Annotated in this window: 14 protein-coding genes; 6 read left to right on the top strand and 8 right to left on the bottom strand. The window is 38.1% G+C overall.

The features are described from left to right. Positions 1-177: 177 nt before the first annotated feature. Positions 178-633: a hypothetical protein gene (locus SC428_RS01355; RefSeq protein WP_070928106.1), complete on the top strand. Its 456-nt coding sequence runs from the start codon at positions 178-180 to the stop codon at positions 631-633. Between the two features lie 54 nt (positions 634-687). Here SC428_RS01355 and hemB read toward each other — a convergent pair whose 3' ends face one another. After that, a complete protein-coding gene (gene hemB, locus SC428_RS01360) occupies positions 688-1,665 on the bottom strand; it encodes a porphobilinogen synthase (protein ID WP_140179550.1) in 978 nt (325 codons plus the stop codon). A gap of 301 nt (positions 1,666-1,966) precedes the next feature. Then, positions 1,967-2,563, bottom strand: coding sequence for a GTP cyclohydrolase II (gene ribA / locus SC428_RS01365; protein ID WP_318705789.1), 597 nt, complete (start codon positions 2,561-2,563; stop codon positions 1,967-1,969). A gap of 215 nt (positions 2,564-2,778) precedes the next feature. Here ribA and pgpB point away from each other — a divergent pair, with 215 nt between their 5' ends. The 5 genes from pgpB to yciH all read left to right on the top strand — a co-directional run bounded on the left by pgpB (position 2,779) and on the right by yciH (position 6,234). After that, positions 2,779-3,501 carry a phosphatidylglycerophosphatase B gene (gene pgpB / locus SC428_RS01370; RefSeq protein WP_318705642.1) on the top strand — a complete coding sequence of 241 codons (723 nt, stop codon included), beginning with the start codon at positions 2,779-2,781 and terminating at the stop codon, positions 3,499-3,501. 137 nt (positions 3,502-3,638) lie between these two features. After that, entirely contained in the window at positions 3,639-3,956 is a 318-nt protein-coding gene (locus SC428_RS01375; protein WP_070928102.1) for a LapA family protein, read from the top strand. Positions 3,957-3,962: 6 nt separating this feature from the next. Then, on the top strand, positions 3,963-5,132 hold the full coding sequence (gene lapB / locus SC428_RS01380; protein ID WP_318705645.1) for a lipopolysaccharide assembly protein LapB: 1,170 nt from the start codon (positions 3,963-3,965) through the stop codon (positions 5,130-5,132). Between the two features lie 42 nt (positions 5,133-5,174). Continuing rightward, positions 5,175-5,915, top strand: coding sequence for an orotidine-5'-phosphate decarboxylase (gene pyrF, locus SC428_RS01385; RefSeq protein ID WP_070928101.1), 741 nt, complete (start codon positions 5,175-5,177; stop codon positions 5,913-5,915). Continuing rightward, the gene (yciH, locus tag SC428_RS01390) at positions 5,908-6,234 is read left to right on the top strand and encodes a stress response translation initiation inhibitor YciH (RefSeq protein ID WP_070928099.1); all 327 of its coding nucleotides are present in this window, start codon (positions 5,908-5,910) and stop codon (positions 6,232-6,234) included. Before pyrF ends, yciH begins: the two co-directional genes overlap by 8 nt. A gap of 24 nt (positions 6,235-6,258) precedes the next feature. On the opposite strand, the gene SC428_RS01395 is transcribed toward yciH, so the two are convergent. The 6 genes from SC428_RS01395 to SC428_RS01420 form a co-directional block, all read right to left on the bottom strand. Continuing rightward, positions 6,259-6,852, bottom strand: coding sequence for a tetratricopeptide repeat protein (locus tag SC428_RS01395; RefSeq protein ID WP_318705649.1), 594 nt, complete (start codon positions 6,850-6,852; stop codon positions 6,259-6,261). A 100-nt stretch (positions 6,853-6,952) separates the two neighbouring features. Further along, positions 6,953-7,594, bottom strand: coding sequence for a type II CAAX endopeptidase family protein (locus tag SC428_RS01400; protein WP_318705651.1), 642 nt, complete (start codon positions 7,592-7,594; stop codon positions 6,953-6,955). A gap of 118 nt (positions 7,595-7,712) precedes the next feature. Continuing rightward, positions 7,713-8,735, bottom strand: a complete 1,023-nt coding sequence (locus SC428_RS01405) for a M48 family metallopeptidase (RefSeq protein ID WP_318705653.1) — start codon at positions 8,733-8,735, stop codon at positions 7,713-7,715. After that, positions 8,732-9,973, bottom strand: a complete 1,242-nt coding sequence (locus SC428_RS01410; protein WP_318705655.1) for a YjgN family protein — start codon at positions 9,971-9,973, stop codon at positions 8,732-8,734. Before SC428_RS01410 ends, SC428_RS01405 begins: the two co-directional genes overlap by 4 nt. A gap of 429 nt (positions 9,974-10,402) precedes the next feature. Next, positions 10,403-10,621 (bottom strand): osmotically-inducible lipoprotein OsmB, encoded by a 219-nt coding sequence (gene osmB / locus SC428_RS01415; RefSeq protein WP_070928095.1) that lies wholly within the window; start codon positions 10,619-10,621, stop codon positions 10,403-10,405. 193 nt (positions 10,622-10,814) lie between these two features. Continuing rightward, positions 10,815-12,758: an exoribonuclease II gene (locus SC428_RS01420; protein ID WP_318705657.1), complete on the bottom strand. Its 1,944-nt coding sequence runs from the start codon at positions 12,756-12,758 to the stop codon at positions 10,815-10,817. Between the last annotated feature and the right edge of the window lie 71 nt (positions 12,759-12,829).

The following is a 12,829-nucleotide window of genomic DNA, read 5'->3' on the forward strand; positions in this document are numbered from 1 at the left end:
AAGATTAATAAGCTAAATTGGGAATACATCATAAAAATGAAAATATTTTGATTTTTTTATGGGAAATTTAGCTTAAAAATTTCGTTACCGGAAAGAGTTGTGTTTAACTTTTTATAGCAGTAGAGAATAGTACTTAGGGGTATTTTAAAGTCGCTAGGCAACGTAAAGGATGAATACATGGCAGATATTAACGCAACTGATTTTTATAAAGGTGCACTATGGGCAGCAGATATTTTAGTTAGCACTTCTTCAAGCCATCGCTATAAAGAGGAAATCAGAGATATTCTTGAGCATATTCCTAATTTGTACTCCATTGTGATGCAAACGCCAGAAACTGAGGTATTTGATCTACGTTTATTTGTTGATAAAGAATTCCCATTAGGACGTAATGCGGATTATGTTTCGTTTGAGCTGGTTGCTTTAGCTAAGGATGACACAATTGTTGCATTACCTGAAAAATCTACCGATCCAGTCGAGATGTATCAAACAAGAGAAGATATTTATTCATGGGGAGTGGTTGCGAAAACAACTGCGGGCAAACAACTTCTTATGATCACAGGCGTATTTGAGCCTAGTGTCGCTAAAAACTATGTCGAACGTTTGACTGAGCAACTCGCAGCCCAAAAAGCCTAAATCTTAAATATAAAAAGCCCGCCAATAGCGGGCTTCAGACTGTTACGCCGATATTTACAAAATTTTGTCTTCAGCCAGTTGTAATGCGAAGTAGGTGAAGATCAAATCTGCACCAGCACGTTTAATCGAGCCTAATGTTTCAAGGGTGACGCGGGTTTCATCAATCGCCCCAGCCATGGCAGCAAATTTAATTTGTGCATATTCCCCACTGACTTGATAAGCACCGATAGGGAGCTCTGTGCACTCACGCAGATCACGAATGATATCGAGATAGGCACCGGCAGGCTTAACCATTAGCGCATCAGCACCTTCTTGCACATCAATTAATGATTCATGAAGTGCTTCACGGCGATTCATTGGATTCATTTGGTAAGTTTTGCGATCACCTTTTAAACAGGATCCTGCTGCATCTCTAAATGGACCGTAAAGGGCGGATGCAAACTTGGTTGAATAAGACATAATCGCAGTATCTGTAAAACCTGCGGCATCAAGCGCATGACGGATTGCGGCAACTTGTCCATCCATCGCCGCAGAGGGAGCGATAAAATCTGCCCCTGCACGGGCAGCAGCAACAGCTTGTAAACCTAAATTGTGAATAGTGGCATCGTTATCGACAATATCACCATGCATTACGCCGCAGTGGCCATGAGAGGTATATTCACAGAAACAAGTATCTGACATAACAATCATTTCAGGAACGGTATCTTTACAAATACGCGACATACGCGCCACAAGGCCATTTTCTTGCCACGCATCGCTACCTGTTTCATCAAGATGGTGGGACACACCAAATGTCATCACGGATTTAATACCAGCTTTAGCAATACGTTCGATTTCATAAGCTAAACGTTTTTCAGGAATACGCACGACACCAGGCATACTGGTTATTTGCTGATAATCATCTAAGCCTTCTTCAACAAAGATAGGCAGACATAGGTCATTAATAGAAAGATGGGTTTCTTGGAATAAATCACGCATTTTTTCGGATTTACGTAATCTTCTCATGCGTTGGATAGAATGCAGGTTGTTCACCGTAGCTCCTTGTTATCAGAAAAATAAACTTAAGGTGTTAAATTTATTGGCAAACAGTATATACTCGTCATACTTCAAGTTGCAGCGTTGTTGACTGCATTCACTCGCACCAGTCACATACTTATGTATGTTCCTAGCGACTCATTCACTTGTCGCCTAGCTGCACCTCGAATTATTTAGAGTATAAACCTTATAAATTGAAAGTGAATATATCAATTGATTAAACAAATACAACAGAGTGTTATTTGTTTAATATCAGAAAAGGAAGAGCACTGTTATTAGCTCTTCCTATTGAGAAGGGTTATTGGTGCTTGAATAGCATGTGACCCATTTTTTCAGCTTTCACATCTAGATAGTGGGCATTACTTGGATTACGCCCAACAATTAACGGTACTCGTTCAATGACATTGATACCCGCTTCGCGCATAATATCAATTTTCTTAGGATTATTGGTTAATAAACGAACTTCATTAATTCCCAATAGCTTATACATGTCGGAACAGAGTGTGAAATCACGTTCATCAGCTTTGAAGCCCAATTTTAAATTAGCTTCAACAGTATCTAAGCCCTGATCTTGTAATGCGTATGCACGGATCTTGTTGAGTAGACCAATATTACGACCTTCTTGGCGGTGATAGAGAAGCGCGCCACGGCCTTCTTTACTAATTTGCGAAAGTGCGGCTTCTAATTGGAAACCACAATCACAACGTAAACTGAATAATGCATCTCCGGTTAAGCATTCAGAATGGATGCGACTGAGAACTGGCTCAGGGCCTGAAATATCACCAAATATTAAGGCGACATGGTCACGACCGGTTGCAATCTCTTCAAAACCTACCATTAAAAATTCGCCAAAAGGCGTTGGTAATTTGGCCTCTGCAATACGTTTTAGCTGCATATTTTCATTCATTAGTTGGAATAACTCTTACATAATTAAATAGTGTTAACCGATAAGAAAAATCATTTATCGATGCTATATGGTGTTTAGCACTTAGCATATAGAAGGCTGACATTCATTTGCACACGGTCAGCGATATATTACTATAGCAGAGTTAATTAGCTGTGAACTTAATTTTATCAATCTGCGTAACCTATCGGTTTGGATAGCATTAAATGAATAAAACTGTTTACCCAATATCTGCATTTTCAATTTTATTGATCATTCCCCCTGCGGTAATGTTATTTGCCGGTTGGCATTGGCAGCCATCAGAAAGCACAGAATCACTTAAATGGTTATATTGGCTTACTGAAACAGCAGGGCTTCCTTATAGTTTGATAACTTCTGCTGTGTTGTTAGTGTTAGCGCTGGCGATTTGTCAGCCAACGAAGGCTAATATAATAAAATGGATGATAGTGATTATCTGCTGCATATTAGTTGGTCAAGGTATAAAAGGGGTTGTGAAAAATACATTTCAAGAACCACGGCCTTATGTCGTTTGGTTAGAAGAAAACTATGATATTTCTAGCTCAGATTTTTATGAGCTAAAAAGAAAACAACGTGTGGATGTCATAAAAGAAGTCGTTAAGCGCGATCAACAAGTTCCTTCATGGCAGCGTAAGCATTGGCAAGCTGAAACGGGTTATTCTTTTCCATCAGGTCATGTTTTATTTGCTGCTGGCTGGGCTCTGTTGTTGATTGGCCTTTTTTGGCAGCGTCGCCAATATGCGTTAGCAATTGTTATTGCTGTTTGGGCTGAAGGAATTGTCTTTAGCCGTTTGTTATTGGGAATGCATTGGCCCTCAGATGTCATCGTTTCTATTATTATCAGTGCAGTTCTTGCTATGGTGGCATGCCGTTTATTGCAAACGCAAATTCGTATTACGAGTAAAGAATAAATAGAAACCAGTAGCCAGATCTTCTCCCATTCGTTATGTGGGCGTATAAGATAAATTACTTTGTCTGAATGGCCTAGAAATGCTACCTTATCAGGTAGATATTTTGTTTTTCATAAGAACTGATAACGGGAAAAAATGTGAAATATTTTCTGATTTTATTACTAGCTGTCGTCATTTTTATCATTTCAATTACGCTAGGCTCAAGCAATAATCAGGTTATTACATTTAACTACCTGATTGCACAGGGAGATTTCTCAGTATCTTCACTATTAGCTTCTTTGTTTGGTGTCGGGTTTGTGCTGGGTTGGTTAGTCGCTGGACTGTTCTATTTACGCGCTATGGTGAGTTTAAAAAATGCCCGCCGTAAAATTAGGCGTCTTGAATCTCAATTAAGCACAGGCGATAAAACATTCGCTGAATCAACCGAGATTGTTGCGCAGAATAGCAAGGAATAACGTTATATGTTTGAGTTGCTGTTTCTGTTATTACCAATCGCTGCTGCATATGGTTGGTATATGGGGCGTCGAAGCGCTCAACAAGACAAGCAGCAACATGCTAATCGCCTGTCACGAGATTATGTGACAGGCGTTAACTTTCTGTTGTCAAACCAACAAGATAAAGCTGTCGATTTATTCCTTGATATGTTAAAGGAAGACAGTTCCGCCTTTGAAGCTCATCTCACTTTGGGAAATTTATTCCGTTCTAGGGGGGAAGTAGAGCGTGCTATACGGATACATCAATCCCTAGTCGAAAGTGCCGCCTTATCATTTGAACAACGACTCTTATCCACTCAACAACTTGGCCGTGATTACATGGCTGCTGGGGTTTATGATCGCGCTGAAAATATGTTTCAACAACTGACAGATGAAGTTGATTTTAAACAAAGTGCGTTACAGTCGTTACTTTCAATTTTCCAATTGACAAGTGAATGGACTAAAGCCATTGAGACAGCAACTAAATTAGTTAAATTGGGTAATGAAGAGCTAAGAGAAAATATTGCTCATTTTTACTGTGAATTAGCGATTCAACATCTCGGTAGTGATGACCTTGATGGTGCGTTGAGCTTACTTAATAAAGCTGAGCAAGCCGATAAAAATTGTGCTCGTGTATCCATCATGAAAGGGCGTATTTTTATTGAGCAGTCTCATTATGAAAAAGCGATTGCGGTACTTAAACAGGTGTATGAGCAAGATCGGGAACTTGTTGCAGAAACTCTGCCGCTGCTTCATGATTGCTATCACAAGGTTTCCGATATTGATGCATGGGAAACCTATCTGCGCCAGTGTGTAGCAGGGAATACAGGAGCGATTGCTGAACTGTATTTAGCAGATATTATTGTCGCTAAACAAAGCCATGAAGCCGCTGCAAGTTATATCAATGATCAAATACAACGCCATCCTACAATGAGGCTGTTTTATCGTTTGATGGATTACCACCTACAAGAAGCAGAAGAAGGGCGTGCAAAAGAAAGCTTAATTCTGCTGCGCAAAATGGTAGGTGAACAAATAAGAACTAAACCTGATTACCGTTGCCACAAATGTGGTTTTACTTCGCATTCGTTATATTGGCATTGCCCATCCTGCCGTTCATGGGACACAATCAAACCGATTAGAGGGTTGGATGGCCAGTGACAACGTCACTTATTACCAAACACGATTAAAGGCTATTACGAAATGATTTCTTCATCTGAGAACCACGCTCGTGCATCAACTCATTCACCTGTTATTGTTGCGCTTGATTATGAAGATGCAAATGCAGCATTAGCATTTGTTGACTTGATTGATCCGCGTGAATGCCGTTTAAAAGTGGGCAAAGAAATGTTTACTTTCAATGGCCCTCAATTTGTTAAATCGCTGCATCAACGTGGTTTTGATGTTTTCCTTGATTTAAAATTTCACGATATTCCAAATACTGTAGCGCGTGCGGTGGCCGCTGCCGCAGAAATGGGCGTTTGGATGGTTAACGTCCATGCGGGTGGTGGTAGCCGTATGATGGAAGCCGCTCGTCAAGCTTTGAGCTCTTTTGGCAAAGATGCGCCATTATTAACCGCTGTTACGGTATTAACCAGTATGGAACAGTCTGATCTTATTGGTGTCGGTATTAATGCTACTCCTGCGGAACATGCGGAGCGGTTAGCATTACTGACAAAAGATTGTGGCCTAGATGGTGTTGTGTGCTCTGCGCATGAAGCAACCAGGCTGAAGTCGTTATGTGGTGCTGATTTTAAACTAGTCACACCGGGTATTCGTCCAGTTGGTAGCGAGGTTGGTGATCAGCGTCGTATTATGACCCCACAAGATGCATTGCAAGCAGGGGTTGATTACATGGTTATTGGTCGCCCAATTACGCGTAGTGATGATCCTGCATTGGCTCTACAGCAAATCAATCAGTCGATAAGGAATGGTCATGAGTGATTCAAATAGCCGTCTCGTTTATAGTACGGATGTTGGGCGTATCGAAGAACAAAAACCTAAAGTTCAACGTCCTAAAGGTGATGGGATTGTAAGGATCCGTCGAGAAACCGCGGGTCGTAAAGGCAAGGGCGTTTGTGTTGTTACCGGCTTAGATCTCGATGACGAGAGCTTAGCTAAGTTAGCTGCTGAACTTAAGAAAAAATGTGGTTGCGGTGGCTCAGTGAAAGACGGTGATATTGAAATTCAAGGCGATAAACGCGATGTGATCAAACAACTCCTTGAAGCTAAAGGTTATCAAGTTAAATTAGCTGGTGGCTAATTTAACTGAGTTAGATTGAATCATTCAGTGAGAAATTTCATTTTGCTGGCAGGGGTAATTATTATTATTAATGATGGTGAGTACCCTTGCTATTTTCTCTTGGGCAAACAATAGTTGAGCTTTCTGTTTGTCGATAGGGATCCCATCACCACTTTCATACATTTTCCCTAAGTAGTTGTAGCCATCCTCATTTTGTTGTTCAATGGCGGCTTCGTAGAGTTGTTTGGCTTTTATTTTATTTTGTGCGACAGCTTGGCCATGTTGATACATAAAACCAAGCATAGCTTGTGCGTGTGGCAGCCCGTTATTAGCGGATTTTTCGATCCACTCAAAAGCTTTAAACCAATTTGGCTCAGGTCCATTGATATCATAATATAAAAGACCAGTCACAAATTGAGATTTTGCACACCCTTGCTCTGCGGATTTTAAAGCCCAATTTAGTGCCTCATTAGCATCATTTTCTTCCAACTTATACCAGCCCGCCAAATCAAATTGAGCATCAGGATCGCCTTTAAGTGCATTATAACAAAGTTGTAAGTTTTGGTTTTTGTCCCAACGGACTTTATTTTTTTCATATAAATCATTACAAACATTTGCGTATGAAATGTTTGTAGCCATTAACAGAATACAAGAGTATTTATTAATAAATTTCATAGGGTATATGACATCTTTTTTAGATAAAATTCGGTTGTAGCTTACAATTTAAACTAAAATTTATTTAGAGTAGACAAATTACCGAGATAGTATTTATAAACATGTGAAGTATCATGGGAGCAATGAGTGAACGCGTATAAATTCTAATTTGGCAAAGAATGATACCAGCTATAAAAAGGTAAACAAAGGTGCTCATAGAAGTATACTGTGTATGCAAAGATGAAAATATGAGCGATGACGCTAATATACCGATCCATTTTCCATTTGGGCCATACCACATACTCGCGTTTAGCAAAAAACCTCGAAACATAATTTCTTCTGAAATAGGTGCGGCAAATATTATACTAATACTTAACAAAACGAATGGAAAACCATTTATATGTTTAAAAAGCACAAGCCATTCTTCTTCATTTCCTAAAAAACCACTAATAATAGATAAACCTATTGCGGTTAATAATAGTAAGAACACTATTTGCCATGTTGTCATACCAACTGGCATTAGACCGGACTTTTTTTGATAGTAATACCAACTGATTAATGATACCGGAAGTGTAAAAAACAGAAGTGATGCAGGTATAGCATAATCTGAACGTAGTAATTGAATTACATTAGGAATGAATAATATAAAATATGACGAATAAAAACAAAAGATAAAAATAAAAATGCATAATAATGAATGAGATACGCGGTTTTCAAATGAATTCATACGACTGGTTTCTATTTTTGATGGGTTGATTTTGAATTTAAGTCTAATACAGATTTATTGTTGTTGATATATCTAATATTTATAGCGAGAAACAATAGATAAATTAGCAATAGCCTATTTACTGTTGTAATAGTGCTTTATCTAAATTATCTAGCCGTTCTTGCCAAGAAGGATGAGAACTTAATAGCTTCGAATTTACGTTTACGTGCTGTTCAGATAATTTGGTAAATATAGATTTCATCATTTCTATTGGACGTTCCTGCTCTATCATCGCATCTAATGCAAATTGGTCGGCTTCTAATTCCATATCTCGCGAATAGCTCAGAGAGAGTAATAAACTTCCTGAATTTATAAGAAGCTCTTCTAAATTAGATGTTTTCCCTACCATCCATAAAAATAGCAATTTAATGGATGAAGAACTCACTAGTGTATGCATGATATGCTGATGATAATGATGCCCCATCTCATGTAATAATACCGATGCAATTTCATTTTCATCTTTAGTTAGATTAATTAACTCATCAGTGATGATAATTGTACCATCGGCTAAAGTTAATGCATTCGCCTCACCGGGAAAATCTCTAAATATTAACGATGGCCTTAAAGGTGAGTTCTTTAGCTCTATTGACATAATGTTATTAAATAGCAAGCTGATTTCTTGCTGTTTTTCTAGTGGTAACTTACTTGGTTTAAGCTCAGATTTATCTAGTAATGCTAATGTTTCTTCTCCGAGGCTTTTTTGGATGAAAATGGGAATATTCTTTGCAACTATGCCGGATGAATACGGGATGACGTATTGAAAAACAAGAGTAGTCATTAGAATTAAGCTCATAAACAAATACAAGCAAGTGGCTTTTCGGCGCTCTAAAAAGTCAATGATTTCAATTTTTTTCTTTTTTTTACTTCTAATTATTTTTCGTAGTTGGTTTTTTTTATCACAGGTGAAGCATCCACCATCCGAAAAGTAGAGCACATCAGGTAGTGAGCCTAACGAATCGGATATTTTGATTTCACAGAGAGAGTATGATTTTTTGTCGCCGTTAATTGTTAATGTTATTTCATTCGACACATTGTCTATCAATAAAATGGCACTGTACTGCTGTGCCATTTTATTATAGGTGTATTTACCCTCGAAAATCATATACTGAGCCCAAGATCAAACTCCTTGAGAACTTCATCATGTAAAGCCGTTGCGTGTGTATCGTCATGAGCTATTTCATTTTTTAATGATAGATCACCAATAATTTTTGTATTTTCAGCCATATAATTGGCATAACGTATTTGGGAGAGAGGTGCACCAAAACCTAAAGTGAAAATAACCAATAAAGCATTGGTAATTAACAATAGTAAATAGGATGAAAATGTCATTGTTGATTTGAAATTCAATGTGTTATTGAATTCCATTGTATTGATGACAAGACGTCGAGTAGCGACATGAATATAGGCATAGGAAACAAAAAAACCAACGTATACATCTATATAACTCAGGAATAGAACACTTGTAACAAATGAAGTGCTCTTTTTATCTACATTGTAGTTTGCATGAAAGACTTCTGTAGATAAAAATTGATAGAAACCTAACGCTGCTATGATTAAAAAAGGTAAAAATATTAAAAAAGCGATCCCATAGATATTAAGAAATTTTGAATATTTTAATTTTATACTAAAATTTGACTTTCCAAAACAAAGGTGATTTACAAAAAATTCATATATTTTTTTTGAGCGAAAACTAGCAATAAGGTAGAGTAAAACAGTCATTACAGCGATTTGAACAATCGACATAACAAAGTAAAAACTCTTTAATTCTTGGTATGAATACCCATTATTTCGTTGATTTATCGTGTTTATGATGGAAATAACTGAGCCAATTCCATAAACAGATACTATTGATGCTACTATTAATAGAAATGGGAGGAGCAGTATAATCCAATAGGCTTTAGAGTAATTGGTTTGAAAATTAAATCTCACATTTCTGTAACTCGTCATTATTGCATTAAAACGCCAAGAACGAACTAAAAAATAGGGCGTTAAAAGGAATAGGGTAGCTAAAAATGCATATTTAAAACCTACGTGAATATACTCGCTCACTATGAATAAAACTAACAGTACAACAATAATTAAGCGTGTTAAAAAGATCCTGAAAGCGGATGCATGATACTCAAATCTAGAACCATTAATTTCTGTATTTCCTAAGAAATATCTTCTTGTTCTTACTGTAGCCCATGCGGAGTAAACACCTAGAGTGATTATTGTTAGCAGTAAGTTTACGAGCCAAATTAAGAAATACTCGGATTTTTTACCATGAAATATAACAGGATGAGTTTCCGAACACAGGCTTTCTTTTTCTATATTTAAATAAGAGTTTGTTGTCTTTTCCATAAACGAGCCTTAATTATACTCAATATCATTGTGAGTATATAAAAAATCAAATTTAGATTGTCAGATTTATAAGTTTCTGATGATTATTAATGCTGAATTAATTTCCGCGAGAATATAGCATCTAATTAGTTATATGGAAATTATTATTTTTATTTATATTAAATGATTTTTTAAATCAAGTAGGGATGCTTTTTCATTAATTGATTGTCTTTTTTAATTATCAAAAATAGATATTTTTTGGGGGTTATATTTCCATTTAAAGAGTTATTTGGTTATAAATTTAATAGTGCATTTATTGAGATGTAATAGATATTATGGCGAGTTTATTGGATAAGAGTCTAATACAATTGAGATTGAGAGGGGATTTATTCTATAGAAGCTGGATAAGGAGAAGCCTCTCCTTATCCATGAATTTATCTATCTGTCTATCTATTTTCCGACTTGATGTCCTATGATCCCCCCAACCGCAGCGCCACCGACAGTACCAAGTGTGCTACCGCCAGTTAGGATCGCTCCGCCAACAGCACCAACACCTGCGCCAACAGCAGTATTCTTATCTCGTTTTGACATGTTTGAGCAAGCACTTAAACTCACAGCTAGTACAGCAGCAAGAGTAAATGTCATAACGCGTTTACTTGTCGTGTTCATTTTAGTGACTCCTAGTTTCAAGGTCGTAACCAAATTATCACAATCAGTAATTATACGAATCAGAATTATCGGGAATTGATTTATATAGAGAGCAGTAATATGTCTGAGTACAACACGGTAAATGGACGATAATAAAAATAATGTGCTACTAAAAAGTATTTAGTAGCACATAGAATTATAGTATTAAAATTGATTATGCAACAGGGCGAGCAACAATATTACGAGTTTCCATACGCACTTCGGCGATGTTGACATTAATAATATCATTGAGCTGGTAAGCGGGCTCACCTTTAATTAGCACGCTACCCGTTTCTTGGCTGCATTGAATTTCATCGCGTACAGAATGTAAGAATGGAGCAGGTATAAAGGCGACAGCGCCATTATCGGTTAATCTAACACGTACACCACCGCGAGTTATATCAATGATTTCAGCAGGGAAGGCTTTATCTGTCCCTTCAAATGGCTTCAAAAATCGTGCATATAACCAATCACCGACATCACGTTCTGCCATGCGGTTTGCGCGACGACGCTCTGCTAGCTTTAAAGAAAGCTCTTCAGTTGGTTTGTCGGTAGAAGGCTTACCGGCAATAACTGATTTGAGCAGGCGATGATTAACGATATCCGTATATTTACGGATTGGTGAAGTCCATGTTGCATAAGCATCAAAACCGAGCCCAAAGTGTGGTCCTGGCTCACCTTTAACTTCAGCAAAAGTTTGGAAACGACGAATGCGGCTATCTAGGAATTGGGTTGGTTGAGCATCTAATTTACGGCGAAGTTGACGGAAACCTTCAAGTGTGAGTAAAGATTCAGCCGTTGTTTCAATACCGTGATCTTTTAGTGTTTGTACAACTTGCTCAATCTGTAAGGGCTCAAAGCCCATATGCACGTTAAATACCCCAAAACCTAAGCTATTTTTGAGTTGGATTGCAGCGCATAAGTTCGCGGTGATCATGGCTTCTTCAACAATACGATTGGCTGAGCGACGGCTTTCAACAATAATATCAATGACATTACCTTTATCATCTAATATGAAACGGTAGTCTGGGCGATCTTTAAATACTAATGCATTTTGTTGACGCCATTGATGGCGCTTATCAGCCATCTCTTTCAATAATTCAATTTGCTGTTGATCAGTCTTGTTTGCAGGCTGCCAGCTACCAGACTTTTCTAGCCAATCAGAAACTTCATCATAGACTAACTTGGATTTAGACTCGACCCATGCGCTGAAAAATTGAATATCATCAGCAATGTGGCCATCATCTAAAATAGTTGCACAGCATACCAGAGCAGGGCGACGTTCATTCGGGCGCAAAGAGCAAAGGTTATCTGACAGCTCTCTAGGCAGCATTGGAATGTTAAAACCCGGTAGATAGTTAGTATAAGAACGCGCTAAAGCGAGTTTATCTAGCTCACTATCTTTTTTGATGTAGCTTGTTGGATCAGCAATAGCGATATATAACTTTATATCACCATTTTCTGTTCTTTCGGCATAGAGCGCATCATCCATATCCTCGGTGCTTGCGCTATCAATAGTGACAAAGTGTAAGTCAGTTAAATCAACACGCTCAATACCTTCATCATCACGCTCACCGTCAACCATTTGCGGCTCAGCACGGTCGAGTTGATGACGGCGTAACGTTACCCACCAAGGAGCAAAATGATCTTCGCCATCAGTAATAAACTCAGTGATATCTGCATAAAAACCCTTGTCACCTTTTAAAGGATGGCGGCGCATCTGAGCGACGACCCAATCGCCTTGAGCAAAGTCATGAGTAACTTCTTTGATTGGGCGGCAAGAGATAGCATCTTTCAGAAGTGGATGATCAGGAATAACGAATAAACGGTTATCGTTATCTTTTTTTTGAATTCTACCCACAAAGCGGCTGAGAAAGGGTTCAATCAGCTCTTCAGGTTCAGCGAATTCGCGATCTTTATCAGTATGAACGGCGGCAATGATGCGATCACCATGCATGACTTTTTTCATTTGTGGCGGTGGAATAAAGTAGCTTTTTTGACCATCTACTTCTAGGAAACCGAAACCTTTATCGGTGCTTTTAACTAAGCCCTCAACGCGAGGCGTTTGAGAGTGTAGCTGCTGTTTAAGTTGCGCGAGCAATGGGTTGTCTTGAAACATACTTACCGTTTTTATGGAGGTTGAGTTTGGCTCCCATTGTTACGTAAGACAAAGTCTTAGGGCAAGGAAAA

The organism is Providencia sp. 2023EL-00965, assembly GCF_033550225.1.
GTDB lineage: Bacteria > Pseudomonadota > Gammaproteobacteria > Enterobacterales > Enterobacteriaceae > Providencia > Providencia manganoxydans.

Coding starts and splice junctions, on each gene's coding strand:
- pgpB (WP_318705642.1), top strand. CDS start 2,779: ATGAATAAAACTGTTTACCCAATATCTGCATTTTCAATTTTATTGATC.
- yciH (WP_070928099.1), top strand. CDS start 5,908: ATGAGTGATTCAAATAGCCGTCTCGTTTATAGTACGGATGTTGGGCGT.
- SC428_RS01405 (WP_318705653.1), bottom strand. CDS start 8,735: ATGATTTTCGAGGGTAAATACACCTATAATAAAATGGCACAGCAGTAC.
- SC428_RS01420 (WP_318705657.1), bottom strand. CDS start 12,758: ATGTTTCAAGACAACCCATTGCTCGCGCAACTTAAACAGCAGCTACAC.
- SC428_RS01400 (WP_318705651.1), bottom strand. CDS start 7,594: ATGAATTCATTTGAAAACCGCGTATCTCATTCATTATTATGCATTTTT.
- SC428_RS01355 (WP_070928106.1), top strand. CDS start 178: ATGGCAGATATTAACGCAACTGATTTTTATAAAGGTGCACTATGGGCA.
- SC428_RS01410 (WP_318705655.1), bottom strand. CDS start 9,973: ATGGAAAAGACAACAAACTCTTATTTAAATATAGAAAAAGAAAGCCTG.
- pyrF (WP_070928101.1), top strand. CDS start 5,175: ATGATTTCTTCATCTGAGAACCACGCTCGTGCATCAACTCATTCACCT.
- ribA (WP_318705789.1), bottom strand. CDS start 2,563: ATGCAGCTAAAACGTATTGCAGAGGCCAAATTACCAACGCCTTTTGGC.
- osmB (WP_070928095.1), bottom strand. CDS start 10,621: ATGAACACGACAAGTAAACGCGTTATGACATTTACTCTTGCTGCTGTA.
- lapB (WP_318705645.1), top strand. CDS start 3,963: ATGTTTGAGTTGCTGTTTCTGTTATTACCAATCGCTGCTGCATATGGT.
- SC428_RS01395 (WP_318705649.1), bottom strand. CDS start 6,852: ATGGCTACAAACATTTCATACGCAAATGTTTGTAATGATTTATATGAA.